This window comes from Sphingobium terrigena (assembly GCF_003591655.1).
GTDB classification, from domain to species: domain Bacteria; phylum Pseudomonadota; class Alphaproteobacteria; order Sphingomonadales; family Sphingomonadaceae; genus Sphingobium; species Sphingobium terrigena.
This window is the reverse complement of the sequence record NZ_QVRA01000020.1, coordinates 22,375-48,818: the sequence shown is the minus strand read 5'-3', so window position 1 is coordinate 48,818 and position 26,444 is coordinate 22,375. Positions and strand designations below refer to the sequence as shown.

The window sequence follows — 26,444 nt, the reverse complement described above, 5'->3', positions numbered from 1 at the left end:
AGCATCCATGCTTCTGGTGAGCTATTCACCCACGGGCCGACCTCTGTTTTTCTCTTGGAGAATGCGGCGATTACCGGCCGTATTCACCGTACATTATGCGGCGAATATCCTTGCCCTTTGCAGTGAATGCCTCATATAATCACCGCAAAAGACGCGGTGATTATGGCATACATCCACGAACTGCCAGGCTGGCCGGATTTGCGCTGGAGCGCTGAGACGCTTGCCCAGCCACTCGCTGCCGTGCGGCATCGCCAGGGACGGCTGATCGGCCACATGGAAGCACTCGGCTTCCCGCTACGCGCGGAAGCTGTGTTACAAACCTTGACCGAAGATGTGCTTAAATCCAGCGAGATCGAGGGTGAGATACTGGACAGGAAGCAGGTGCGTTCATCCATCGCCCGCCGTCTGGGCATGGACATTGGCGGCTTGGTCGAGACCGATCGAAGCGTCGAAGGCGTCGTGGAAATGATGCTCGACGCTACCCAAAACTATACGCAGTCGCTGACTGCGGAACGGCTGTTCAATTGGCACGCGGCGCTGTTCCCAGCGGGGCGCAGCGGTATGAGCCGCATCACCGTGGGATCATGGCGCACTGCCGAGGGTGGAGTAATGCAGGTGGTCTCGGGTCCTATCGTCCGCGAGCGCGTCCATTATGAAGCCCCTATATCAGCGCGGCTCGACACGGAAATGACGCGCTTTCTCGACTGGTTCGAGTCGGCGACGCTTGATCCGGTGCTAAAAGCTGGAATTGCGCATCTGTGGTTTGTCACCATACACCCCTTTGATGACGGAAATGGGCGCATCGCTCGCGCCATAGCTGATCTTGCATTGGCACGTGCGGAAGGAACAGCGCAGCGTTTCTACAGCATGTCCGCGCAAATCCGCATCGAACGCAAAGCCTATTACGATATGCTGGAATCGACGCAGAAGGGCAGCTTGGACATCACACCGTGGCTGTTGTGGTTCATGGGCTGCCTCGACCGCGCTTTCGATGGGGCTGAAACGATTCTCGCTGGCGTGATGCATAAAGCACGGTTTTGGGAAGCGGTTCGGGGGCAATCGCTGAACGAACGCCAGCGCAAGGTCATCAACCGACTGCTGGACGGCTTTGAAGGCAAGCTAACCAATGCCAAATGGGCGGCGATCACCAAAGCATCGTCAGACACGGCGCTGCGTGACATCAACGATTTGCTCCTGCGCGGAATCCTTGAGAAAGATCCCGCCGGCGGGCGCAGCACCAGTTACTCACTCGTGTCGGAGCCGGTCTGCGATGCGAGATGAATGTCTTGGCCTCAAGCGACTAGGTGTGTCGCCTCAACGCGCGAGACATTCTCCAGCTTCGTGCCGCCCATTCATGCAAGAGATGGATATGTACTGATCAGGCAAAGATACCGGAGGCTTGATCGAGTCCTGCTTTCGCGGCATAGTACCCACGCGGGCTGGGATCTGGCAGCCGCCCGCAGGATTGTCCTGTCAGGTATCTCGAAGCTCGACATACGGGTCGAGCGCCGGTTGCTTCGTTAGACGACAACTCGGCTCACCTCACATCGCTTCTTCCTTGCACTAGCGAGGACGGCGCTGCCACGTCGTGAGGAACCGTGATTTCATGTCGTCTGAAAATTTCAATCCGCCAGAAGGCCTGAGAGACGATGTCGCTCAGGAAAATGCAAGTTCAGAGATCGCCGACGTGCGACAGATCTACGAAATCGAAGCGCCGCGGCTACAACGATATTTCCAGCGCCGCCTGCGCTCCCGGGATGACGCCGGCGATCTCGTACAGGAATCCTTCGTCCGCCTGGTCGGTTGCATGGCCAAGACAAGTCTCCCACGGCCGGCAGCATATCTCCAGCGTATCGCCCGAAACCTTCTTCTGGATCGGTACAAGCGCCTGGAGACCCGGCTCCTCGCGTTTCATGTGCCGATCGGCGAAGACTTCGAAGTGGCCGTCGCGCCGGATCAGGCCGCACGCATCGAGGCCGAAGACGTGATGCGGATTTACAGGCGCGCCCTTGACGAGCTACCTCAACGGACGCGAGAGATATTCCTGGCTCACCGGGTGGAAGAGCTGACCTACCGGGAGATCGCTGAAAGCATGGGAATTTCCATCCCGACTGTGCAATATCATGTCGCCCGGGCGCTTGCCCATATCGACGCAGCCCTGGAACAGGAATGATGGAAGACACCGATCCGCCGCGTCGGCATGGACAACTCAGGGAAGAAGCGGCCGACTGGTTCGCCATCATGCGCAACCCGGAGCAAGCAGGCGTTAGACGCAAGGAATTCGAAGCATGGCTAGCACGAGGCGCGCTTCATCGTACCGCCTATAACCGGATTGCCGAAGCCTACAGCATCGGAAAGCGTCTGAAGTATCAGCCAGAGGACGACGCCCTCGTTTCTGACAAAGACCCCAGCGACGATATCCGTCAGAACGAGCCACGACGAACAGCAAAGAAGCGTGCGGTGCTTATTGTGGCGATGCTCGGTGCCGTTGCCCTTGTAGCACACTTGGCTGCAGGTTCGCCGCGCGAGGACGTGAAGCACCCATCGCTAGCCATGGACTCGCCGCCTGGGGCATCTGATCGGTCGGGCCAGAAACTTACCACAGCAATCGGTGAAATCCGGTCGTTTCGGCTCGAAGACGGCTCTGTCGTCGCGCTCGACACCAACAGCCTCGTTTTGGTGGATTTCGACCTCCAGCAACGAAATCTACGCTTGTTGCGCGGCCGGGCGCGATTCACCGTCGCTCATGAGGGACGTCCCTTTACGGTTCATGCTGGACGCGGAACAGTGACAGCGCTCGGTACAATTTTCGACATCAATCTCCTGCCGGATAACCGCGTTGTCGTGCGACTGGTAAAAGGCGCCGTCGACGTCGCGACAGACGTCTCCGGAGCGGGGCGTGCCCAACCGGCGGTTCGACTTGCCCCCGGCCAGCAGGTCGAATTGCCGAATGCTCCGACCCCCCTTACCCCCAAGATCGTCAAGGCAGAGACCGATGACAGGGAATGGCCAGATGGACTGAAGGAATATAGGAATGTTCGCTTGGGAGATTTGTTCGCGGAGGCCAACCGCTATGCCGACATCCCCTTGGTCGGCGAAACCCCCGATATAGACGATGCTCGGGTCTCGGGAAATTTTCGGATAAACGACAGCCCCCGCCTGGCGCGCAATCTGGGAGACGTGTTGGGGCTAGCGGTCATTAGCGGGCCCAACGCCATTTCCCTTGCCCGTCGCTGCCCTACCCCTCCGAAAGGAAATTGTCGTCCGCCCTCATAATTGGCACTCTATGCTCGTCACTGTCCCCAAGCGAACTGGTCTCGAGCGAGACCGGATTAAAGTTGGGGGCAATGATGAAAGAGTTTGGACGTTGGGCGTTCGGTTCGGTGTTCGCGCTTGCGCTAATAGGGATGCCGACACCCTTGCTGGCTGCACCAGGACAAAGGCTGGAATGGAACCTCGAACGGCAGGACCTTGACGGCGCGCTACGCACAATCGGTCGTTCGAGCGGCCGCGAGATCATTTTTTCCCCGGAGGCGGTCAGGGGACGGCAAGCTCCGCCTCTCAGCGGAACCTACACCGCGCTTGAAGCGGTCGAAACGATACTCAGGGGCACCCGTCTGATCGCAGTGGAACGCGATGGGACCATCCTAATTCGGCAGCGATTTTCAAACGTCAATCAAAAAGCAGGTCAAGGCATGACGGGAGAGGAGATCATTGTTACCGGCTCGCTGATCGCCGGTGCTTCTTCTCCTTCACCCATGCAGGTCGTGAATCGTGAACGGATGCTGGACAACGGCTACAATAGCCTTGCAGAGGTTGTCCGATCTTTACCGGTAGCTTCAGGCGCGGGGCAAAATCCGGGTATCGGGCAAAATGTCCCTGAGAGCGTTGGCAGCAACCTTGGCGGGGCCAGTTCGATCAATCTTCGGGGCTTGGGTTCCGATGCAACCATCACGCTGCTCAACGGCCACCGCCTCGCCTTCAACACTGCCGTTCAGTCGATCGACATTTCGGCCATTCCTCTCGCTACCGTAGAGAGAATGGAGATCGTAACAGATGGAGCATCCGCCTTGTACGGCTCTGATGCCATCGCCGGTGTGGCGAACATCATTTTGCGAAATGACTATAGCGGCCTGACAACGCGCGCCTATTGGGGCGCCCCCACCGATGGCGGAAACGTACAGCAGAATTATAGTGTTACGGGCGGCACGACATGGAATTCCGGCGGCTTCATCCTCGCCTATGATTATGCCCACTCGACGCCCATTCTGGCAAGTCAACGCGATTATGCCGCAACCCGTTCGCCGGGCCTCACCCTTTATCCGGGCTTTGACCGCCACAATTTATTGCTGAGCGGACATCAGGACATCGTGCCTGGCCTGACGTTCAGCGTCGATGGCCTGTATGGCGAGCGGAAAACCGATCGGGCTTTCGCATCCTCGGATGCGGGCGATTACCAAGTTCAAGGACTGCGCCGGACGACAAACACCAGAACGATCAGTGTCGCGCCCACTATCGAATTTGAAGCGAATCCGGACTGGAAGATCACGTTCTCAGGCGTTTACGCTGAAGATCGCACTTTGGCAAAATCCGATAACTATTGGGACGGCATTCTTTCGAGTACAGAACTCTGCTACTGCAATAAGGCTTTTAGCTTGGAAGGCATTGCGAGGGGCACATTGTTCGACTTCGGCGCAGGCCCGGTCAAGGCGGCGGTCGGCGGCGGCTATCGAAAGAACTATCTGCACTCCTATAATCGGCTTGTCGACAATGGGCAAAGCATTGAAGCAAGCCAGGACAATCGCTACGGGTTCCTGGAGATCAATGCCCCTATTGTCCGATCGGAAGACGGCGGCGCGTTTGTCCAATCACTCATTCTCAGTGGCGCGGTTCGCTATGAGGATTATCCGGGGATAGGAGATGTGGCGACGCCCAAGTTCGGCGCCGTGCTCGCCACTGGCTACGGCATGACACTCAAATTTTCGTGGGGCAAATCCTTCAAGGCACCCACGCTGTATCAACTCCACAGCGTTCAAGCCGCCGACATTTATGATATCGAGATATTTGGAGGATCGGCATATCCCACTGGAACGGTTGGTCTGTATAGCGGCGGTGGCAATCCAGACTTAAAACCGGAACGATCCAAGAATTGGACCGCCTCCGCAATTTTTCAACCCGCATTCTCGCCGAATTCAAAGATTGAGGTGACATATTATTCGATCCGTTATCGCGATCGGATCGTGACACCAGTCACATATATCACCCAGGCGCTCAGCAATCCGATTTATGCTGACCTCGTGAGCATCAATCCAACCACCGACGAGATCAATGCGGCACTCGGCGGAGCCTTGTTCTTCAACAATTCGAGCGGCCCTTGGGACCTCTCGAAGGTGGGGGCGATCATTTACAGCCAGTATGCCAACGCGGCGCGACAGCGTATCAGTGGCGTTGATGTGAGCCTAAGTCATCGGATTGAATTCGACCAGATGGGAGAAATCTCCTTTTGGGCGAATGGAAGCTATATCGAAAGCCGACAACGCCTCAGCGCCTTGCAGCCGGAAACCGAACTGGCCGGCAGCCTTTTCTTCCCTCCTCATCTTCGAGGCGTCGCTGGCTTCACGTGGGAGAATGGGCCTTTCAGGCTTACCCCCGTCGTGAATTATGTCGGTGGAGTGAAAGATCGACGCGCGACGGTGACATATGACGTCGGTTCGATGACCACATTCGATCTGACCACCCGGCTGAAGATAGACAGTGAATCGCCGATTTTCCGAGGGATGGATATCTCGCTGTCCGCACAGAATGTCTTCAACGACAAGCCCGCCCTCATTTCGACAACCTCGGTCAGCCAGACGCCTTACGATTCGGCCAATTACTCGCCCTGGGGTCGCTACATCAGCTTTTCGATTTCGAAGTCCTGGTGAACGGACATGAGATCTGTTGCCCTGCTGGCGGCGTGCGCCGGCGTAATCGCGGCTGCTTCTCAAGCAGAGGCAGCCACCCCTGAAACTTCGCAGGTTTGCCGAAACCTTCTTGATGATGGCGCAAACGGGCATGTTGATAGGCGCGGTGTCACGACGACCGATTTGATCGGTCTGCGTGATATTGGACCGAACTTCGGCACCGATCTGCCCGAAAGCCCGTTGGCGCTCTCGCCCGATGGCAAGCATCTTGCCTTTGTCATCAGCCGGGCGGATCCCGTGTTGAATGACTATTGCCAGGCGCTCGTAACAATCGATGCCCAAAGCCATGCCCCAGCCCAGATTGTCGACATGAGCAACGGGCTGATTATCGGCGCGCCGACCATTCGCGGCTTCCGGATGATCAATGGCTCGCCGATCATCAACGGTCCGCACTGGTCACCAGATGGCCGCTATCTCGCCTATTTGGTATCGATTGAGGGCATCCCTCAAGCCCGTGTCATATCGGTCGAGAAAGCAACTGCTCTATTTACAACGACGTCCAAAACGGCGGTTCGCCAGGTTGCATGGACGCCGGGTGGGAGGCTGCTATTTGGGAATGAGCCTGACGCTGCGCGGCTTGAAGCTGAGATCGACCGGCGAGGCAGAGAAGGTTTTCTCTATGATGACAGCTTCATACCCAATCGAGAGGCGCGCCCATCCATTCGAGCGCCCATTCCGATCGAATTTCATTCTTCTACGGCCAGTGGCGCCGACATTCGCCCTGCGCATAGCGAAGAGCTTGCCACACATACGGACGCTGCGCCTGATCGCCCATCAAATGGCCTCATCCAGTCCGTGGTGGAAGGTGGAAACGTCACAGCCCAACTCGTGCACCGGGAACCAGCAAGTCTCACGTCACCCATCGACCTTTGGTTGCAATATGGCGATGGGCAAAGGCGCCGATGCGATGATCCAGTCTGTGCGGGCGGCATCCTCAACATGTGGTGGACCAGGAATGGACAGAGGCTCCTCTTTCTTCGGCGGGCCGGCTGGGGAAACAGCGAGTTGCAACTCTACAGTTGGGACACGCGATCTGCCCCAGACATCATACTGAAAACGCATGATCTCATAACCGGCTGCCAGTTGGCATCCCCCACGCTTATTTGCCTTCACGAAGCGTCCAGCCAGCCGAGGCGGATCGTTCAGATCAACACAGATACTGGTGCCTTGACGACGCTGTTCGATCCCAATCCATCCTTCCATAAGTTGAGGAAAGGAATCGTCGAACGACTGCACTGGACCAATGATGTCGGTATAGAATCCTTTGGCGACCTTGTTCTGCCCCGCAATCGCCCTCGCAACAGTAAAATTCCGCTGATCGTCGTGCAGTATCTCACCAGGGGCTTCCTGCGCGGCGGTGTGGGCGACGAGTATCCGATTTTCCCGTTCGCCGAGCAGGGCTTTGCCGTTCTCAGCCTACAACGGCCGGCCGACTACTACACGACGATGAAGGATGGCTCGGTACACACTGCGCTGGAAGCCCAAGCGTTGAACCAGCGCAACTGGAATGACCGACGCAGCGTCCAGTCTGCCTTGGTAAAGGGGGTTGAGTTGGTTGCCTCTCGGGGGAACATCGACACGAAACGTATAGGCATTACCGGCCTGAGCGATGGCGTATCGACGGTGCAATTTGCATTGGTGAATTCCCCTGGTCTGTTCGCGGCGGCGTCCATCTCGACAGGGTTCCAGGAACCTAAATCGACACAAATTTACGGTGGGTCGGCCTGGGCAAAGCAGCTTGTCGCTATGGGCTACCCACCCTTGAACGAAGATCAGACAGAATTCTGGTTGAATACGTCCATTGAACGCAACATCGCCAAAATCAATCTACCAATCCTCATGCAGGTCTCAGACAACGAATATCTGATGGCGATGGAGAGCTACGGGATTCTGAAGGCTTATAATCGGCCAACGGAACTATATGTTTTCCCAAATGAAAATCATATCAAAAACGGCCCCGCGCATCGTTTAGCCATCTATGCCAGGAACATTGACTGGTTCAAATTCTGGCTGGAACGGGAAGAAGACGTCACAATCCAGAAGAGTTCGCCCTATGAACGATGGAACTCCCTGGCGTCGCGGAAAGACAAAGTGCCATAGAAAATCTTCATTGCGCCTTCACAGCCGCGACCCATGCTTCAACATCGACCAGTTCGAGGATTCGGAAATGCATGTGATTATTCCCGTCTCCTTCCAACTCGATCGCTGCCTCAACCGATGAGCGATCGATGAGATTGACCGCTGCGAGATGTCCCCCGAGAAGCATATCTCTGATTTTGCTCCGATTGCGTTCAACCAGTCGTTGCAGGAAACCGTCAGGGCCACCTTTCGTTCTCCGGTGGAGGATCGAGTCAGGTAGGCGGGATTTGAACGCCTTTCGGACAATTGATCTGTTTTCGCCTTCCATGCAAAAGAACCAGGAAGGAATGCGAAGACACGTCTCGATGATGGGCTGCGACATGAGGGGATTGATCATTGGCAGTACAGTTTCCCTCCTGAAGCCCTCAAGATGGTTTTGTATCTGGATGAGATAGGCAATATGCGCTGCCTTGCCCGGCAATTCACCGACCGGTACATCCAGCCACGGATGCGCAAATTGCACACCCGACCGGTTTACAAAATCCCGATTCAGTAAATCTGCCTTTGGTTTCCAGCGATATTGCGGATTGCGCAACCACGCGCGGCGTGACGCTAAGGCTACACAGCGTATGATGCTGGTTTCTGCCATGTCAGCGATTTCTGCGGCGGTCATCAATGCCCCTCGCCCAACTCCTTCAAAGAGAAGACGATCGGCTATCGGGAGAACCGATTGCTGAAAACAAAAGACGTTGTCGCCACCTGATCCATTGAAAAACGCTTCGGCACCTACCGCGCTGGCGACGGCACAATAGGCCTGATCTCCTGACTGGGCAAAGGACCTCGCCAACGGCCGAGGCAAATGAGCGGCATGGCTCATTTCGAGATCGGTATCATCGGTGTTAAAAAACATCTCCTCAAGAGGAATATCGAGGAAATTTGCGATCTCACGAGCGTAGTAACGCTCATCGCCGGCACTCTCATCAGTTACGAGCGTCAGGCCTGTGACCTTCGCTCCTGCGTGAACAGCGACAGCCGCTACAATCGATGAGTCGAGCCCGCCAGATAGTCCGACAACCAGATTCTGAAACCGTGAGGCCCATGCTCCTATAGCGGAGAAAAGCGTCGCTCGCAGATCTGATATCGCCTCTCCCGGATCGTCATAATATGCCTGTCGACCTGCATAGGCCCAAGGCTGCCACCTTTGCGCCAGCCTGCTCTTCCCTTGCTGAATACTCAACTGAAATCCAGCCGGAATTTCATTCAACTCAGCAATGCATGTCCGACTCGTTCTCAGATTTGTGAAATACAGATGGTGGCCCAACTGTTCGTCGTCTGTGACATATTCGAGAAGACCTGCTTGGTGAAACAGCGCCATATCGGAACCGAATGTCGTCATGCCCGATGATTTCATATAATAACATGGCATCCCGCCCGAAGGATCACGGAATACAGTGGCTTCGTCACGATCCTCATCATAAAAGATCGCAACATATGAGCCCCAATATTTTTCGAGGAGAGCGGCTCCATCCTTGGTAAATACGTCATGGGCATCTACAGGATCGAGGAGATCGACTGGCCTATTTGTGCCATCTCGGCGATAGAGCCACCCCAGCAGGACAGCCGTTCTCGGGGGCCGGGTAACAATTGCCACCGGCTGATCGGAAAAAAGCAGGAAATTTGGGTGGATTACCGCCGGACTCAATCCGGTGGAAGCTGTCAGTTCAGCCGCTCGCACATGGCAAAAATTGCCCGGGCCCGACAAGGCCAGATAGCGGGCGCGCTTCACAGGATCAACACCGGCACATATTCACGCGCCTTGTCGCGATGGTCGCTAACGCTGCTTTCGCCCTTTTGAACCCAGCAATGCGCGCCGAATGGGCCCGTACGGACGCCGATTACGAGACTGAATGGCACACCATATCTGGTCAGGGATCTGGCAAGTGCGAATGACCGCACCAGACAACGGTTTTCGGCCGAGAGAAGCAGATCGATGAGCCGATAGGCTCCCACCAAGCTGCTAATATTACCGGGGCATTCTTGCCCACGACTTCGTTGAATCCGTCGTTGCAACTTTGCGACTGCCACAGCCAACCCCGCCCGGCGTATTACGGCAAAAGACCATAGCTGGTCGACGACGGCAACCATGACATGCCTCAAGGAAGGCCGCCTTTGCTCATCAAAATAGGATGCAGTGATAACCGGCATATTTTCCGTGGGCGCTATGGTGGAAGCGCATTCTCTTTCACAAACAAGACCGGATTCGAGCAATATTTCGGCATCGCCCGGTATAGCCATCTGCCCCTGTTCCAACCGCAAAAGAGCAGCGCTCCCACGAGGTGACAGCTTGAAATAACGATTATGATCCAGATCCAGGATCACTGGGACTGAACCGACCCAGGCGTAGGAAACACCCGATCGAAGAATATACGCCATGAGCAATTCTCTAATTGTTTGGCGCGCAAGCACCGCTTGCGCGCCATAGTTGCTCAGTCGTCGGAGAGACCGGACTGCAGCTTCTGCTGCGCTTGGTCAATGCTCACGCCGTTGTTGCCCTTGGTCTGCTCGATCGCCGGGCCGAGATCGATCAGGTCGGTGTCCGAATGGTAGTCGCGTTCCATACTTACCTCCTTCTTGGACTTGCTGCGAAGTTGCAGCCCCCAGAGGGTAAATCAGGAGACGCCTGATCAGCGATCTTATAAGGTCGCACGTGCGCAACTAACCGGTACTGGTCCTCCAGCAAGCCATTTTTGCGCCGAGGGTACTATGTAACCATCTGATTTGATTTGACGCGGTTATGAAGAGATCGCTTCCCATATCCTGCCCACGCGACGAATTCGTCGCCGATGATAGGCCCAAAGAGCTTCAAAACGGTCGGGACCTCGACCGGAAACGGTCGCGATCCCGACCGCTCGCAGTTCCTCCACCAGGTTGGGCAATACCCGAACCTCCACGAGGCGGGCGACGTGGAGTCGTTCCGTCGCAGAACTAAGCGCCCTTCCATGTTCATGATCGTCGGAAGCCTGCGCGATCGCCTGAAACAGGTTCGTCGCCGCTGTCGCTATCGCCTGCCCATCGAGTTCCGTCCCGGCATAAGATTTTGCGTCGAAGTCAATGGCCAGACGGTTTGCCTTGAGTATCAGGCGTACCAGGTGACCATGCCAGCGGTAGAGATCGCGCAGGGCATCGGTTGTCATCGTCGGCAAACGATAGCCACCGCCAGAAGCAATCTCTAGCATATGCTCGCCAACCAGGCGCTGCGCCGCGTCCCTGAGTGGCGACACGGATACGCCATATTCGGCGGCCAGCGCTCTTTCGTTGAGAATGTGGCCCGACGCAAACCGCCCGGCCATGATATCGGCCTTAAGGAGCAGATATGCCCTTTCGGCCAGGACGGGTTCGGGTGACATGCCGGACTTCGCCGTTCATCAAGCTGGCCGGATGGTAGCAGCGCCGCCCCTTGAAGCGAGCCGTGCGACAGCCGCTGCCTGATGGCGGCTCACGACGTCAAGAATGTCGCGTTCCAGATCCCACAGGTCATCCTGGAGAAGAAGTTCGTTAGGTATCGCCATTTTGTGCTCCACTGCGAGGAGGAAAATAAACAGGTGAGACGCCGTCATCCGCAGCGCATGCGCGCAGCGGATATGGTCCTCAAGCGAGGCCGTACCGGCCCCGCCCTCGAGCTCGCGGATCCAGCGTTCAGTGCGGCCGACAGATTTTGCGAGGCTGCGCTGAGAAATTCGGTCTCTGCGCCGCCACCGTTCGACGAGCTTTCCGGAAAGCTCCTTGATCGATGAGAATATATCACCACCGATCGCTTGGGGACTTTGAAGCGTCATCTGCAGGTCTCCCTGGCAGCGGCTCAAAAGTCCAAGTCACATCGCCTTATGCGCGGCAATTTGTTGTAAATAAAACCGATCGTCAAGACACCGATCATTGCGCATGCGAGACCAATTTCTGGCAGCCCCTCGAAATTGTCCAGCGTTCGCGATTATTGTGGAGAACGACGGGCAGAACGTCCGGTTTTGAGGGGCATTTCGCGGAAAGACTGAATGACCTTGATGTCTTCGGCCTCCTGCATGTGGACCAGGGCGGATAGATAGAGTTTCCAGACCTGCGGCAAAGGATGGATGGCCTCCGATCTACCTGCGGCTTCGACAATGTCGCCGACGAGGCGTGAGAGGGTGTTGGACGTACCGACATGTCGAACTTTGCGCCCGCCAAGACGGTCCAGCTTCGGGTCGACCAATTCCGCGATCAGATCGTCCGCCGCACATCGATGGAGAAGATCGACGGCAACGAACAATGTCGTTCCATAAGGCAGAAAATCTCCGGCGAGATGACATAGCCGGCAATGGCACTGCAGGAACAGATGGATGCCCTCGTCGGATAGTTGAAGCTTGTACGCCCTGGACTGCTGACTCCCCATAGTCGTTCTCCCGACGCAGGCAGTGATTCTTTCGCGGTCGATATGCCTGCGAGGTTATCGACTCTGCGCGAAGTGAGCGATCCCGAGACAAGGAACAGAAGGTGAAAGCGGAAATATACTTCCGGTTTGCGGAAGTGCATTTCCGATAACCGGAACTGAAGTGCCTCAAACCGGAAGTGAGATTCCTCCCCCCTTGTGCGGAGAAGGGATTTCTCGCCACTCAAGACCGTGTCGAGATGGCAGCAAGGGCGCGAATTTCCGAGTGATCGGCAGCCTGCGCCCGCCTCGTCTCCACCCAGGGAGAATTGCGGTTATGACCAGAAAGCTTTCCAGTCGCACGGCGATGCTCGTCGCTCTCTTGACGAGCATTATGCCCCTCCATGGTGCGGCAGCGCAAGGCATGTCGCCTGAAAGGCACGAGCCTGCCCGAAGCACGCACGGCTCGACCTCGCTGCACGAGGCTGTCGCCGAAGCCCAGGTGAAACTGCAGCAGACCTTCACGAACCTGCAGTTCGAGGATTTTGGGCCCGCGCCGGTGAAAGGGCCGATCTATCAGGCTATGGCGGGCGGAAAGATCGTCTATTATGCGCCACAGAGTGAACATATGCTGTTCGCGACGGTCTATGACCGCAATGGCATCAATCTAACTGCGCTGGCGCAGGAGCAGGGTGCGATGCGGCGCCAGAAGGCGATCGATCCTGCCAAAGCGCTGGCGATCGGCCCGGTAGATGCCCCCACTATCATCGAGTTCACCGACCCCGATTGCCCCTATTGCCAGGCGCTCGATCGCTTCTGGAGTGCCAAGGCGGCGGAGGGGAAGCCGGTGAGACGGCTCATCTTTTTCGTGAGCGGTATCCACCCGACTGCGGCGGCCAAGGCCGAACATATCCTGTGCTCACCTGATCGCGAGGAGGCGTTCAACGCTGCCTACTCCGGTCAGACCGCGCCCGTGCTGCGTCAATGCGCCGCGGGACATGACAAGGTGGCGGAGGACGCCGAACTGGTGGCCAAGGTCGGCATTTCGGGAACACCGACGCTCATCGCCGACGGCAAGCTTATCTCAGGCTTCCAACAGGCCGAACTTGAGGCGTTCCTCGACCGGCATGCAAAACCCGCATCGGCAAAGGCAACGTCCGATGCGCCGCGCTGACCTCGAGCGCGCTGGTGCGACCATGTCTGATTTCTTTCCGGATGGCATCCGTCCCGGCCTGAACCGGGCCCGACGGATGAACCAGGATGCCGGCGGCGGCGGGCTCATGGAGCCGTCCACCGACGCCCCGGCCGACACCGATCCTCTTTCGATGCCGGCAGGCTTTCATCGGACGGCTCCTCTTTGGAGCAATGCCATGATGCGTACACTCGGTAACAAGGCCCTGGCGGTGGCCAATCTCGGCCTCCCTTTAGGCGCCATGGCCCTGGTGGGCGGTCCCGCCCATGCCTTCTCGGCGCCCGCCCAGGGCGACCTGGGCTACGATATCTACGATATCGTCGTGAACCAGGGCGTGAAGGGTCCGATGGGCTTCGTGGGCGGCGTCGCCGCCTTCCTGTTCGGCGTTTCGCGCCTCTTCTCGAACATCATGATCGGCATCCCGACCATCGTCGCGGCCGTCTGCCTGATCAAGGCGGATTCCATTCTCCAGACTTTCGGAATGGTCGTCTGAGACGCACCACGCAGATGCAATCGGCCTGATCGGCCAGGCGCACCCGCGAGGGCAACGTGCTGGGAGCCGAATTTTCGGCTCCCGGAAACCGGCACCTTCACAGGTGTCATGAAGCAGGAGGAGAAGGGCAGATGGACGAACGCCTTCCGCAATATCTGCATCGGCCGGTCCAGATCCTGTGGTTCGGATCGGACGAGTTCCTGCTCGCGACCTCGAGCATCTTCGTGGCTGCGATCGTAGGCGGATTTGTCGGCTGGGCGCTCATCGCAGCCCTTCTCCTTTTCATTCCGTGGAAGCGGACCAAGCCTAGGGGCTATCTGCCTCATCTCGCCTGGCGCTGGGGTCTTGTGTCCTTCCCACACTATCCGGGTCCCACGCAGACCCGGTTCTTCGAGTAAGCGCCATGGGCATCTTCAAGCGCAAAGAACCGGGCGATGACCCGTTGCTGGGTAGGCCAGCAAGCTACGGCATCCATCGCTATCTGCAGGGCTCTGCGAACCTTTTCGAGGAGAACCGGCTGCTCAAGGTCGCGATCGCCGGCATGTTCGGTGTTACCGCAGTCCTGGGCGTGGTGATCTACACGACGAACCAGAATACCCGCACCATCATCGTGCCGTTCGGCGCGACCGGCGATCTTCATGTCTCGGGGAACAAACCGTCCGAGGCCTATATCGTCTCGATGACGCGCAACATCGTCGCGCTGTCGGGCACATGGTCCGCCTATTCCGCTGACCGCCAGTTCCAGGAGCTTCTCGGGCTCGCGCATCCGTCCGCTTATGGCGCAATGCGCGACAGCCTGAACGTCATCCTCGACGAACTGGCGAACAACCCGACGCTGTCGATCGCCACCTACATCCGGGGCGACCAGCCGGTGCAGTGGACCGCCCATGAGATCGTCGTGCCAATCGAGAAGGTGCGCGTCATCGGCGGCGTGATCCGCAAATTCCGGGGCATTTTACGCATCGGCTACGGCATCGAAAATGGCCGCTTCTGGCTGACGCGTCTATCCGAGGAGCAGTTCGATGCCGAAACCCACTGAAGTGATTTCGAAGCAGGCGGCAGCGCCTGCTGGCTCGGAAATCACGACAACCGGAAAATTCTGCCGCGCGCCGATGTGCGGCGCCCTGATGCTTCCCCTGCTCTTTCTGGCAGTGCCGGCGGCGGCGCAGACGATCCACGCGCTTCCCGACCAGACCAGTCATATTCGCCTGTCCAACCGCGACATCAATCATGTCGTGTGCGAGGGCGGCGAAATCGAGGACATCAAATTTTCCGCCGAGAAGGGTCTTGCGGTGGAGAAAGGCGGCCCGGACGCCTGGATCAAGTTCCTCGCCCGGGAGATCGACGATGCTGGCCAGGTGACGCGCACTTATGTGACGCAACCTTCCGAATTCTTCGTGCACTGCAACGGCGCCACCTATCCGCTTTATGCCGAGCCAGCCGAGATCCCGGCCCAGACGGTAGTGCTTGTGCCCGGCGCCCGGCAACGCGCCCAGACCAATAGCGAGTTGATGGCTGCGCTGGCCGATGAGGACCGCGCCGTTTCCATCACCATGGCGCTGCTGGACGATCGCATCCCCGCCTCGTTCAGCGAGGTCGCGCCATCGGCCGGCTCGCTCAGCATTGCGGCGGCGCCAGACCTGTCGATCACCGAACAACGCCGTATCGCCGTCGAGGGTGCCGGGCTTTCAGCTTCCCAATATCATGTGCGATCCACGGCCGCGGTGACGCTGGACGAGCGCCAGTTCGTCGATCCGGCGCTTGGGGAGCGTATCTTCTCGGTCACCCTGGACCGGGTCCGCCTCGAAGCCGGTGAAACGGCCCGACTGGTCGTCGTACGCAGGGGAGCCGGGCAATGAACGGCGACATGGACAAAGATCAGGCGGAGGGCCCCGAAAGCCTGTCGCCCTATCAGGCGCATCTTGCCGCGCAAAATGCACGCAACGAAGAGGCAGCCATGCGCCGTCCCGCCACGGCCTTGCTCGACTGGAAGGCGCTGTGGGGCAAGATGTCGGCGAAGCAAAAGCTGCGCGCGCGCCAGCTTCTGGTCGGCGTGGCAGTCGGTGCACTGGGGATCGGTCTCTATGTCGCGTCGGACAGAGAGGAGGAGATCAAGCCCGTCGATCCCGCCGCATCGCTCAACATGGGCGCAGGGCTGCGCGGCGACAGTCTCGAGGTGAAGCTGCGGGGCGACCTCAAGAAGGTCCTCGATGGCCAGCAGCTTCTGGGCGACAGGGTCAGCGCGATCGAGGAAGGCAAGGTCGTTCCAGGGTCACGCACGCCCAGCGGCAGAGCGCCGGGCGGTATCGATGGCGATCTCCCGCCTGCCCTGCCGGACAGCGTGCCCGCCCTTCCCTATCCCCCGGAAACCGGCGACATCAGCGCGGATGCCGACAAGCTTCCTGCGCCGCCTACCGGTCCGGTTGCGCCGCCTGCTCCGCCCGCTCCGCCGGTGGAAAAAACGGTCGGCGCGATCGGGACAGCGACCGGTCAGGTCGTAGCCCAGGGCGCGGCCGACAATTCCGCCGCGTCCAAAAAAAAGAATCGGACGATCTATTTACCGCCTGGTTTCATGAAAGCGCGGCTCCTGACCGGGATCGACGCGCTGGCGAGCCGGGACGCGACCAGTAATCCCGAACCCATCATCGCGCGGGTGCAGGCGCCCGCCGTCTTGCCCAATGAGGTGAAGGCCAATCTTGCCGGATGCTTCGTCGTCGGCAACGCCACCGGGAGTCTCGCCAAGGAACGGGTCGAGGTCCAACTCGTGTCCCTCTCCTGCGTCGATTTCGACGAACATTCGATCGTCGATCAGCCGGTGAAGGGCTTCTTCGTCGATACCGACGGCAAGAAAGGCCTGTCTGGCAAGGTGGTGACGCGGGCTGGTGCGACATTGGCGCGCGCGTTCATCGCCGGCACCATCAGCGGTATCTCGCAATCGGTCGAAAGCACCTTCGGCAACACCTCGACTTCAGCACTGGGGACAGTTCGCACGCTCGACGCGGGCGACGCGGCCAAGACCGGCATCGCCGGCGGCCTCTCCAAATCCTCCGACAAGCTCACCGACTTCTATCTCGATCTCGCTCGCCAGGCTGGTCCCATCGTCGAGGTGGGCGCGGCCAAGGATGTGGTCGTGGTGATCCAGGAGGGCGCCACGCTCGAAATCAAACCCGGCGCGGGAGCCAAGTTCTGATGCGCCCAGCGACAGGAGGTACCATGCCACGCCAGCTTCACTCCCATATCAATATCTGCTGGCGCGCAACGCGCGCGCTATCGCTGTTCTCGCTGCCCCTGTTCGGACTTTCGGGCTGTGCTACTGTGGGATCGGTCATGTCGCCCTACAGCGAGAAATTCTCCTGCAAGAACAGCGATCACGGCCAGTGCATCCATCCGGACCAGGCCTATGCCGATGCGGTCGCGGGCCGCGCCTCTAAATCCGATCCCGCCGTCACCAACGATCGCAAGCTGCTTGGCCCGGAAGCGAAGGGGCGCGCGCAGACGACGGGCAGGCGCGATAGCAGAGCCGGAGCGCCGCCAGCTCCTACGACGGCATCCAGCCCGCGCAATGTCGGCACGCTGATCGAGGGACCTGGCTCACCGATGCTGCGCCCCTCGCGCACGATCCGTACATTGATCCTCCCCTATGCCGACAAGCAGCGGCCAGACCGCCTCTACATGGCGCGCTATGTCTATTCGATCATCGACCGGCCGGCCTGGGTCGTGGGCGATTATCTCGTCGAACCGGGTGGCAGGACGCCGGCGCCGCCGGTGCTGCGCACGACACGCGAGCACGCGCCAGACGCCGTGGCCGCGCCGACCGGGGAAGCCACTCCGCTGGCCGTCGAGCCGGAGAGCCGGCCATGACCGCGCGGCCCGTCCACAAGAATCTCAGCTACCAGCGCCTGCGTGCAGCCGTGACGCGCGACGCCTATTCGGATTTCCTGCCGATGGTCGCCTGGGTCGAAGAGGAGGAAGCCTTCCTGTGCATCGACGATGGCTGGGGCCAGGCCTGGGAGCTTGTCCCGTCCGCCTATATGTTCGCGCATGTCCAGCAGGCCCTTCTCGGCCTTCTCAACATCCATTTTCCCGAAGGCACGGTCCTTCAACTCCTCACCTTCGCCGATCCGCTGATCGATGCGGCGCTCGACGCCTATCTCGACCTCAAGGTGCGGCCGGACCCGCTGGTCCAGGCCTCGGCCCGGCGCACAGCCGATTATCTGCGCAGCGGAACCAGGGGGCTCGATGCGCTGCATTCGATCCCGGTACGCGATTTCCGGCTATTTCTCTCTATCAAGACGCGGAACAGTCTCGGCGCTGACCTGCGTCGGCAAGTCGAGGAGCAACTTGCGAAGATGGGTATCCGGCGCTTGCCGCCGGACGAACTGGTCAGTTTCTATCGGCGGATCTTCAACGGTGTGTTCGCACCGGCCCCAGGGGTCTTCCTCAGCGAAAGCATCGGTGGCATGCCCGCGCCTTCGATTGCGCGGCAGATTATCGAGGCCGGCCCAGACCTCTGCTTCGAGGGGCCTGAGGTCTTTCTCGGCAATCAGGTCGCGCGTTGCCTCACCCCCAAGGCGCCGGCACGGCGGATCACCGCCGAGCGCGCCAATCGCCTCATGGGTGGCATGCGCGGGAGCGCCGAGGATAGCGACCAGATCGGCGGGCCATTCCTCTATTGCCTCTCGGTCCTCTTTGACCATTCGCAGTTCGAGATTCACAAGCGCGCGCAGATCCTTTCCGCGCAAAAGGCGGCCGGCAGCTTCGCGGTCGAGGTCGGCAAGCAGATCGAGGAGATCGGCTGGATTCTCGATGAAGCGTCAAACAGCCGGTTCGTTTCGGTGATCCCAACGATGTGGGTGTTCGGCCGCGACAGCGCGCAAGCGCGCGAAATGGCGGCCCGCGCCAAGCGGCTGTGGGAATCCGAACCCCTGCCCTTCATGGTACAGGAGGAGAGCTATCTGCTGCCCGTGCTGCTCGCCGCCAGTCTGCCCTTCGGCCTCTATCCGGAAAAACGCACATTGAAGCTGTTGGAACGCGACTTCCGCATGCCGGTCAAGGCCGCGACCTTGATGGCACCGGTGCAGACCGATTTCCGCGGCGGTGGCCGTCCTGCCCTGCTTTATGTCGGACGCAAGGGTCAGCTGATCACGCTCGATCTCTTCGATCCGCGCATCAACAATTATAATTTCATCGTCTCGGCGGAGTCAGGCGCGGGCAAGAGCTTCCTGCTCAATAACCTCTGCCAACAATATTATGCGCAAGGCGCGCTCATCCGGATCATCGATATCGGCGGTTCCTACCGCAAGCTCTGCACGCTCTGTTCCGGGCGCTATATCGACATCGGCGAGGAGCGCCTCGTTCTCAACCCGTTCGACATGGGGCTGGCGCTCGACGGCGAAGACAAACAGTCGGCGATTGCCATGGCGGTCGCGATCGTCGCGGAGATGGCCAATGCCTCGACGCGCAAGCCCGTCACCACGTCGGAATGGAACCTCCTCAAATCCGCCGTGCAATGGACGGTCGACAGCGGACGGGGCGTGGACGGGATCGATGCGGTGCGGGACTGGCTCGGCCGCTATCCCGACAATACCGCTTCCGATCTCGACCGGGTCGATCATCTCGTGCCGGTCGCGCGCGAACTCGCGTTCAACCTGCGCGATTTCGGGTCGCAAGGCGCTTATGGCCATTTCTTCAACGGCCCCTCGACCTTCGATATTTCCCGCGACGAGTTCGTGGTGCTGGAACTCGAACGGCTGAAGGCTCTTCCGGACCTTTTCAACGTGATCGTGATGGTGGTGGTGAACGCCGTCACCCAGGAACTCTATCTCTCGGCCCGCGACAAGCCCCGCTTCGTCCTGTGCGACGAGGCCGCGCAGTTCATGACGCGCAGCGACGGGCAGGATCTTTCGCGCCTCGCCGAGGCTTTCGGCCAGGGGTATCGGCGCGCGCGCAAATATCAGGGCAGTTTCGGCATCGTCCTCCAGAGCATGAACGATCTCATGCTCTTCGGCGGCACGGGCCAGGTGATCCTGGAAAATGCCGCGACCAAATTCCTGCTGCAGGGCTCAACCTATGACAAGGCGGTCGACAACAAGATTCTCGACTATTCGGGTTTCGTACTCGACCTGCTGAAATCGGTCCGTAACGCCAAGCCCCATTATAGCGAGGTGTTCATCGACAGCCCGCTCGGGCTCGGCATCGCGCGGCTTGTCGTCGATCCGTTTAGCTACTGGATCAACACCTCGGCGCCCAATGAGGTCGCCGCCTTCGAGGCGTTGGTGCGGGCGGGCCGCAATCCGCTGGAAGCGGTGTGCGAACTGGCCGGCGTCGATCCGGTCGAGGTGCTGGGTGGCGCCGGCCCTGAAGGCTGGAGGGTCGCATGACACACAAGGCCCTTCCCCATCCCGACCAGTTGGCGCTCGACTGGGAAAAGGACCCGGCGATCGAGGCGCTGATCGAGGCGCGTGTGGCGAAGCGCGCCGAAGCCGCCGCCTTCCAGTGGCGACTGCGGCTGGTGGCGATCGAGACCTGCATGATGGGCGGTCTCGTCATCGCGGCCGGGATCGCGCTCGACCAGCCTGTGCTCAAGACGGTCCGCACCGGACTCATCGTGGCGGCGGCCTGCTTTGCGAGCGGGATGCTGCTGATCGGCCTGTCGGGTGCATGCGGGATGCTTCTCTCGCGCTGGGCGAAATGGAGGCGCAAATGAACCCGCATCAAGACGAGGATGTCGACCCGGTCCCGGGCATTGGCGCCGATCTCAATGTGCTTCTCGCCTATGCGCGGAGCGTGAACAGCGAGGCGCTGGGCATCGAGGCGGTCGCCTATGCGATCGTCACGGTGATCAAAGCGGAACGTCGTTTTGCCCGGGTCAGCTACACGCTGCTGGTGACGGGCAGCATGGTCCTATCGTCTCTGTGCGCCTTCATGACCGCATGGAGCCTGCATGCCCCGCTCCCGGGCGCCGTCATCGTTGGCATCAGCGCCGGAATGGGCGCGGCCTCTACGGGCCTGATCCTCATTCCGTGGGACGCCATTGGCCGAAAGTTTCGTGACCTCAACAGGTGGTGGAGGCGGTCATGAACGGCGTCTTCTCCTCGACGCCGGCGCCGGGACCGATCCGCCTCATGATCGGCAGCCAGGGCCTGTTCCTGGTGCAGTCCTTCATCGCCTGGCAGCTCCCGGCCGTGCCGACCCTGTTCCGCATCCTCGTGGCGGTCACGGCGATCGTCGCGATGGCGGCCGTCATCAGCGCCGCGATCGGCGAGGATCGCGAGAATGCTCATCCCTGGGGGAGACGGCGCCATGGTCGCTAGGTCGTTACATCGGCATTTCGGCCGCTGTCCTCTCCTGCCACTGCTCGCTGCGGTCGCGACGACTATGGGTGTGCTGACGCCTTCGACGGCAATGGCGGCGACCAGCAAGATCGGGCGTACCTGGCCGATCGCCGAGCCCGACGCTCTGAGCGAGATCGAAGGCCGGGCCGCCCATGTCCCAGACATGAAGAGTGCCTTCGGGCCGCGCGAGAACTGGTCGGCGATGAAGGCGGCAACGCTCGGGATCGCCCAGGCCGACCGGAACCGGACGGTCGTGCCTCTCTATACCCTCGAACAGGACATTCGGCTCCCGGACGGCAAGCTGCTCTACGCCAGGGGCTACAGCTTCAATCCCCTGGCCTATGTGTCGCTCCCGCAGCGGCTCATCGTGGTCCATCCGCGCGATCTGGCCTGGGCGCTGCGCACCGCGAGGCCGGCAGATTTCATCCTGCTTGCGGCCGGCAGCCCCGGTGATGCCGATGCGATCACGCTCGGCGAGCGTCACGGCAGGGCGCTCTTCCTGCTCGAGGAACGCGTCAAGGTGCGGCTTGGCCTGAAGGTCGCGCCGGCAATCGTCGCGCAAACCGGGCAGAAGCTGGTGCTCACCGAGGTCGACAGGCGCAAAACCGACCGGAGGGCAGCGAGATGAAAATGGTGTCGCTTCGCAGATTGCTCGCGCTGGGTTGCGGTTTTGCCGCCCTGGCGGTCGCGGTTCCCGCCCATGCCTCCAAATGCGAGGCGGGCACGGTGTTCAATCCCATCACCAAAGTGCGCTGGAACTGTATTTTCCCGATTACCATCGGCGGCGTGAAGGTGGGTCCAAGCGATCCGCTCGGCAAGGCGCTCGATGCCCAGTCCGCCTCCAAGCCGCTGTGTGCCTGCCGCAAGGGCGTGACCTTCTGGTTCGGTGTCAAGGTCAGCTTCTGGTCGCCGGGTCGGATGGTCGATGTCGTGACCGAACCGGGCTGCATGATGGCGCTTGGCGCCGACATCATGCCGACCGGCGGTAGGCTCCAGGGCAGCCAGACCAGCATCTCGGACGGCACCAATAGCCGCAAGATGTTCGCGCAGATGCACTATTATATCGCGCCGGTCTGGAAGATGCTCGACATGTTCACCGACCTGCCGTGCATCGAGGACAATGGCTTCGATGTAGCGCTGATCACCGAAGTGCTGCCGACCTGGCAATCGGCGACTCTGGGTGCGATCATCCAGCCCGAGGCGATCCTGTTCGGCAATCCCGCCGCTGGCCTTGCCTGCATGGCCGACAGCGCCGCCGCGGCCGCCGGCAAGGTCGTCGATCCGCTCTTCTGGTGCATGGGCTCCTGGGGCGCCACCTATCCGGTAGCGGGCGATATCCATTTCGGGGACAGTGTCGAAGCCTGGGCGGGGCTCGCCGCGCGCGGGGTTTTCATGATGGGACGGCTTGGCGCCCTCACCGTCAGTTCGGCCGATGGCTGCTCGTTCATTCCCCAGCCGGTCTGGACCAAGAGCCGCTACAAGTTCCAGCTGATGGAGCCGGTCAAGGGCGGCAGTTGCGTCAATGTCGGTCGCCCTGGCGCGCTCTGGACGTCGGCCAAGCATGCGCCGGGCAAGGACAATGCCCAGTTCATGTTGTTCGAGAAGACGATCTGCTGTGCCGGAGTCTCGACGCCATGAGCCGTCTGCCTCGCCAGATCCGCGCCCGTGCGCCTGGGATTAGCCGATGGCCTTCCCGTCACCCCATGGAGCCAGGCGTTCCTTGCGCGGCTAGACCGGCGCCGCATAGCCCCCGCGGTGCCGGCCGGACGGTCGGCGTGGCCACGACAAACGATGATGCGGTCCCCCCCTCCTCGCCGCATGTCGTCGTGGCCACGCTGGCCGTTTTCGAAGGGCAGGCAGTGTTTCGGGCGGAACTGCCCGGCCCGGTTCCATCCACGCTCCTGTTTCGGCTGCGGCGCGGCTCCAGGCGGGTCATACCGAGCGAGATCCGGCCATGAGGAAGTGCGCCCTGCTCTTGATGACGGCGCTCAGCCTGCCCGTATCGCTTCACGCCCAGACGGCGGAGGATCGCGCCCGTGCCGCGGCCGCGTCCGCGCGGGCGAAGAGTGCGGACAGCGATGCAATCCTCGGCAACTATGTGACGCCGGGCCTCGCCGGAGAGGCGATTAGCACGATCGATTCCTCAAAGACCTTCACGCCCAACCTCGCCTGCCAGAAAAGCGCGACATTGCTCGAACTGCTCGCGCAGCCCAATGAGAGCGGAGATATCGGAACGCTCAGCATTTCGCGCGACCGCGATCTCGACGGCAGCTTCGATGAAGCGATGATGGTACCTGTTCCCGTCTCGGGTATCTGCGCCAACGGGATCATCTCCTGTACGCCGGGTACGTGGGACGCCTGCCGCTTCTTCCGCTGGGATACTGCCGCGTCGGGATCGCTCAAGCTCAGCGAGGTCGAGCTGACGGACCTTGCCGGCTGTTACTGCGTCAACAACAGCTGCGGCAGCAATCTTGCCTGGGGCAATATGGCCTCGGTGCTGAAAGATTTGGGCGGCGGCGTGGTCGGCGCTCTCACCACGAGCGATCCGCGTATCGGCATCGCCCAGGCGTCCATCGATGGCCCCGTCATCCGCTATATCGGCGCGCAGACCACATCCTGCGCGGCGCAGCCGCAGATCGGCGCCACCGCCTACAAGGCCAATCCGAACGCCATCGCCGACGATGCCTTCAAAGCGGCAGAGGCGAGCAGCGTGTTTCAGGCGCTGTCGGCTTCATCCACAGGAACCGGCCGGTCGCAGATCAATCGGAGCTGCACCGTGACCCGTCGGATCACGCTCGAGGAGATAACGCCCGAAAAGATCATCGATCGGGTCTCGGGCGGCTATGCGACCGATGACTCGGTGCCTGGGCGGCGCGTCTTCCTCATGGGGTCGCCGGCTGACAACAGTCTTTCCGGCGGATCCTGCACCATCTTCGATTTCCACATGACGCTGCGCGTCAAGGAGCCCGACAGGCTGCAGCAGGTTCTCCTGACCCGCTTCGGGGCCGATGACTGGGCACAGATCCGGATCGACGGCGAACTGGTGGGGTCAGGACCGCAGGGCTGGACCGGCATGGGGCTGCCGCCAGGGAAATGCGAGGAGAAGGGCGCCTTCTATGCCTATCCCAATCTCGATATCACGGGCAGGCTGACGAAGGGCGATCATGACATATGGCTGCGTGTCGCGGTTGCCGATGGCGGCGAGGCCTATGCCGCGATCGAGGCGCAGGTGGAGCCCGGCTGCAAGACGTCCGAGCAGCTTGTCGACACGTGCTCGGGTTATGCGTCGAATGCGACATGCCGGCTCAACGATGAGGATGTGGACGGCGTCACCACCGTCCGCAATGGCGTCAAGACCGGGCTCAGCCCCCTGCCCCAGACCCGCCAGATGGGCACGGGTGCCTGCGCGATGCAGGTCAGCCGGGATTTCTTCGCGCGCCAGCGCAATTATGCCTGCACGGTCGATCAAGGTGCAGTTCCCCAGCCCGATCTGTCGCGCGGCGCCTATATCATCGATCGTTCGACCGAGACGCTGCTGGCCGACCGGGTGCGGACGGCCGATGGCGGCTATAGCCTGACAACCCGCGACTTCTCGCTTCCGGATCGTGGCAGCGTTAATGCTTGCGAGCCCATCTGCAAGACGCGCAAGGCTCAGGCCAATAGCGCCGCTGCGCCCGACGGTGTGACCGGCTCGAAGCAGACGAACCCGACCGGTTGGGACTTTTTCTATCACGCCTGCCAGGACAGCAATGTCTGCCCCGCAGGCGAGGGCGATGAGCTGGTGCAGGGCTGCGGCTGCATCGATGATTTTCCCGAAGCGGTGGTGATGATGCAGACCGTGCGCCTGGGCGGCGCGGATATGGTCTGCACGGGTGCCGTGCGATGACGCCGGCGCGCGCCCTTCTTTCGACGCTCCTGTTTGTCGGTGCCAGCCTGTCGCTATGGCCGGCAACTGGGCTGGCGCAGCAGCTGTGCGCGGTCGATCTGAACGGCAATGGCGACGCGGCCGATGACGGCGAGACAGCGAGCTGCCATCTGACCGGTTCGGGCGGATGGATGTGCCCGATCGGCGAAACGCGCTGCGAGGCGGATTTGGCCGGGGCGATGCATTGCCCGCTCGGTGATCAATTTGCCTGCGCGGTGCCGGCAAGCGGCGGCGCGCCGACCTGCTCGGCCAATGCCTGCATCGACACCAGCGTCAATCCCGTCGTCGATGACCCGGTCGTCGACGATCCGGGTGTCGAGGCGGATGGCGGTGTCGATGCCGACGGCAATTGTCTTGGAACGATTGAGATTTTCTCGGGACGCGCCGCGCGATGCCGCCCGGCGGGGCTCAAGACCAGCTTCTCGAACTGCTGCAAGGATAAGGGCAAGATCGTGAAGGACGGCATGGGTGGTTCGATCTCGTCGATCGGCACCAAGATCGCCGTTGCCAAGGGCGTGTTCACCGGCATGAAAGCGGCCTACACCGCCTTCAAGGCGGGCGCGACGGCGAGCCAGGCAGCAAGTGCCGGGGCCAACGCGATCATCGTCGGCATCGATCCCACATCGATCGCGATCAGTCTGGCCGTCAATTTCATGATCGAGGTGCTGCTCCAGGGCTGCGACCAACAGGACATGGAAGTGGGCATGCTGCGCGGCTCGGGCATGTGCCATGAGGTCGGAAGCTATTGTTCTTCGAAAATCCTCGGCATCTGCGTCCAGAAAGCCCGCGGCCATTGCTGCTTCAATACCAAGCTCGGCCGGATCATCCAGGAACAAGGCCGGCCGCAATTGAAGGCTTTCAGCGCGATCGGCTGGGGTACTCCCAAGCAGCCCTATTGCCGGGGCTTCACTCCGCAAGAGTTTCAGGCGCTCGATTTCTCGCGAATGGACCTGTCGGAATATTATGCGGAAATCGAGGCACGCGCCCAATCCGAAATCCAGATCGACATGAAGGACAAGATCGATGCCTATATGCAGACGATCCACAACTAGTCGC

Annotated in this window: 26 protein-coding genes; 20 read left to right on the top strand and 6 right to left on the bottom strand. The window is 60.4% G+C overall.

Going from position 1 to position 26,444, the window contains the following annotated elements:
• The first annotated feature begins 126 nt into the window (after positions 1-126).
• The 5 genes from D0Z70_RS18085 (at position 127) to D0Z70_RS18065 (ending at position 8,063) form a co-directional block, all read left to right on the top strand.
• Entirely contained in the window at positions 127-1,281 is a 1,155-nt protein-coding gene (locus D0Z70_RS18085; protein WP_239019010.1) for a Fic family protein, read from the top strand.
• A gap of 325 nt (positions 1,282-1,606) precedes the next feature.
• Positions 1,607-2,173, top strand: coding sequence for an RNA polymerase sigma factor (locus D0Z70_RS18080; protein WP_239019009.1), 567 nt, complete (start codon positions 1,607-1,609; stop codon positions 2,171-2,173).
• Positions 2,170-3,276, top strand: coding sequence for a FecR family protein (locus tag D0Z70_RS18075; RefSeq protein WP_119748826.1), 1,107 nt, complete (start codon positions 2,170-2,172; stop codon positions 3,274-3,276). Before D0Z70_RS18080 ends, D0Z70_RS18075 begins: the two co-directional genes overlap by 4 nt.
• Positions 3,277-3,347: 71 nt before the next feature.
• Positions 3,348-5,924: a TonB-dependent receptor gene (locus D0Z70_RS18070; RefSeq protein ID WP_119748824.1), complete on the top strand. Its 2,577-nt coding sequence runs from the start codon at positions 3,348-3,350 to the stop codon at positions 5,922-5,924.
• Positions 5,925-5,930: 6 nt separating this feature from the next.
• On the top strand, positions 5,931-8,063 hold the full coding sequence (locus tag D0Z70_RS18065) for an Atxe2 family lasso peptide isopeptidase (RefSeq protein WP_119748822.1): 2,133 nt from the start codon (positions 5,931-5,933) through the stop codon (positions 8,061-8,063).
• Positions 8,064-8,070: 7 nt separating this feature from the next.
• Here the strand turns inward: D0Z70_RS18065 and D0Z70_RS18060 are convergent, their stop codons facing one another.
• From D0Z70_RS18060 to D0Z70_RS18035, 6 genes are all read right to left on the bottom strand, one after another.
• Positions 8,071-9,828 (bottom strand): asparagine synthase-related protein, encoded by a 1,758-nt coding sequence (locus tag D0Z70_RS18060; protein WP_119748820.1) that lies wholly within the window; start codon positions 9,826-9,828, stop codon positions 8,071-8,073.
• Positions 9,825-10,475, bottom strand: coding sequence for a lasso peptide biosynthesis B2 protein (locus tag D0Z70_RS18055; RefSeq protein ID WP_119748818.1), 651 nt, complete (start codon positions 10,473-10,475; stop codon positions 9,825-9,827). The genes D0Z70_RS18060 and D0Z70_RS18055 overlap by 4 nt, the downstream gene beginning before the upstream one ends.
• Before the next feature lie 53 nt (positions 10,476-10,528).
• Entirely contained in the window at positions 10,529-10,660 is a 132-nt protein-coding gene (locus tag D0Z70_RS18050; RefSeq protein WP_119748816.1) for a benenodin family lasso peptide, read from the bottom strand.
• Positions 10,661-10,834: 174 nt separating this feature from the next.
• Positions 10,835-11,449, bottom strand: a complete 615-nt coding sequence (locus D0Z70_RS18045; RefSeq protein WP_119748814.1) for a GntR family transcriptional regulator — start codon at positions 11,447-11,449, stop codon at positions 10,835-10,837.
• Positions 11,450-11,467: 18 nt separating this feature from the next.
• Positions 11,468-11,878, bottom strand: coding sequence for a helix-turn-helix domain-containing protein (locus tag D0Z70_RS18040; RefSeq protein ID WP_147418790.1), 411 nt, complete (start codon positions 11,876-11,878; stop codon positions 11,468-11,470).
• A gap of 152 nt (positions 11,879-12,030) precedes the next feature.
• On the bottom strand, positions 12,031-12,468 hold the full coding sequence (locus D0Z70_RS18035; RefSeq protein ID WP_119748810.1) for a hypothetical protein: 438 nt from the start codon (positions 12,466-12,468) through the stop codon (positions 12,031-12,033).
• Positions 12,469-12,868: 400 nt separating this feature from the next.
• Between D0Z70_RS18035 and D0Z70_RS18030 the strand changes: the two genes are divergently transcribed.
• The 15 genes from D0Z70_RS18030 (at position 12,869) to traN (ending at position 26,440) form a co-directional block, all read left to right on the top strand.
• A complete protein-coding gene (locus D0Z70_RS18030; RefSeq protein WP_239019016.1) occupies positions 12,869-13,618 on the top strand; it encodes a DsbC family protein in 750 nt (249 codons plus the stop codon).
• Between the two features lie 196 nt (positions 13,619-13,814).
• Positions 13,815-14,129, top strand: a complete 315-nt coding sequence (locus D0Z70_RS24985) for a hypothetical protein (protein ID WP_182914027.1) — start codon at positions 13,815-13,817, stop codon at positions 14,127-14,129.
• Positions 14,130-14,260: 131 nt separating this feature from the next.
• Entirely contained in the window at positions 14,261-14,527 is a 267-nt protein-coding gene (locus tag D0Z70_RS18020) for a type IV conjugative transfer system protein TraL (protein WP_119748806.1), read from the top strand.
• A 5-nt stretch (positions 14,528-14,532) separates the two neighbouring features.
• Complete coding sequence (locus D0Z70_RS18015) at positions 14,533-15,168, top strand: TraE/TraK family type IV conjugative transfer system protein (RefSeq protein ID WP_119748804.1); 636 nt, start codon at positions 14,533-14,535, stop codon at positions 15,166-15,168.
• Positions 15,169-15,241: 73 nt separating this feature from the next.
• Positions 15,242-15,988, top strand: a complete 747-nt coding sequence (locus D0Z70_RS18010; protein WP_119748895.1) for a type-F conjugative transfer system secretin TraK — start codon at positions 15,242-15,244, stop codon at positions 15,986-15,988.
• Positions 15,985-17,319 (top strand): TraB/VirB10 family protein, encoded by a 1,335-nt coding sequence (locus tag D0Z70_RS18005; RefSeq protein WP_119748802.1) that lies wholly within the window; start codon positions 15,985-15,987, stop codon positions 17,317-17,319. The genes D0Z70_RS18010 and D0Z70_RS18005 overlap by 4 nt, the downstream gene beginning before the upstream one ends.
• A 23-nt stretch (positions 17,320-17,342) precedes the next feature.
• Positions 17,343-17,990 carry a type IV conjugative transfer system lipoprotein TraV gene (gene traV, locus D0Z70_RS18000; RefSeq protein WP_119748800.1) on the top strand — a complete coding sequence of 216 codons (648 nt, stop codon included), beginning with the start codon at positions 17,343-17,345 and terminating at the stop codon, positions 17,988-17,990.
• Positions 17,987-20,509 (top strand): TraC family protein, encoded by a 2,523-nt coding sequence (locus tag D0Z70_RS17995; RefSeq protein WP_119748798.1) that lies wholly within the window; start codon positions 17,987-17,989, stop codon positions 20,507-20,509. Before traV ends, D0Z70_RS17995 begins: the two co-directional genes overlap by 4 nt.
• The gene (locus D0Z70_RS17990; protein ID WP_119748796.1) at positions 20,506-20,835 is read left to right on the top strand and encodes a hypothetical protein; all 330 of its coding nucleotides are present in this window, start codon (positions 20,506-20,508) and stop codon (positions 20,833-20,835) included. The genes D0Z70_RS17995 and D0Z70_RS17990 overlap by 4 nt, the downstream gene beginning before the upstream one ends.
• Positions 20,820-21,209, top strand: a complete 390-nt coding sequence (locus D0Z70_RS17985) for a hypothetical protein (protein ID WP_182914022.1) — start codon at positions 20,820-20,822, stop codon at positions 21,207-21,209. Before D0Z70_RS17990 ends, D0Z70_RS17985 begins: the two co-directional genes overlap by 16 nt.
• Positions 21,206-21,442, top strand: coding sequence for a hypothetical protein (locus tag D0Z70_RS17980; protein ID WP_119748893.1), 237 nt, complete (start codon positions 21,206-21,208; stop codon positions 21,440-21,442). Before D0Z70_RS17985 ends, D0Z70_RS17980 begins: the two co-directional genes overlap by 4 nt.
• A 64-nt stretch (positions 21,443-21,506) precedes the next feature.
• Positions 21,507-22,091, top strand: coding sequence for a conjugal transfer protein TraW (locus D0Z70_RS17975; RefSeq protein ID WP_182914021.1), 585 nt, complete (start codon positions 21,507-21,509; stop codon positions 22,089-22,091).
• On the top strand, positions 22,088-23,101 hold the full coding sequence (locus D0Z70_RS17970; protein WP_119748789.1) for a TraU family protein: 1,014 nt from the start codon (positions 22,088-22,090) through the stop codon (positions 23,099-23,101). Before D0Z70_RS17975 ends, D0Z70_RS17970 begins: the two co-directional genes overlap by 4 nt.
• Positions 23,102-23,417: 316 nt before the next feature.
• Positions 23,418-25,349 (top strand): hypothetical protein, encoded by a 1,932-nt coding sequence (locus tag D0Z70_RS17960; protein WP_119748785.1) that lies wholly within the window; start codon positions 23,418-23,420, stop codon positions 25,347-25,349.
• Positions 25,346-26,440 (top strand): conjugal transfer protein TraN, encoded by a 1,095-nt coding sequence (gene traN, locus D0Z70_RS17955; RefSeq protein ID WP_119748783.1) that lies wholly within the window; start codon positions 25,346-25,348, stop codon positions 26,438-26,440. The genes D0Z70_RS17960 and traN overlap by 4 nt, the downstream gene beginning before the upstream one ends.
• Positions 26,441-26,444 lie beyond the last annotated feature (4 nt).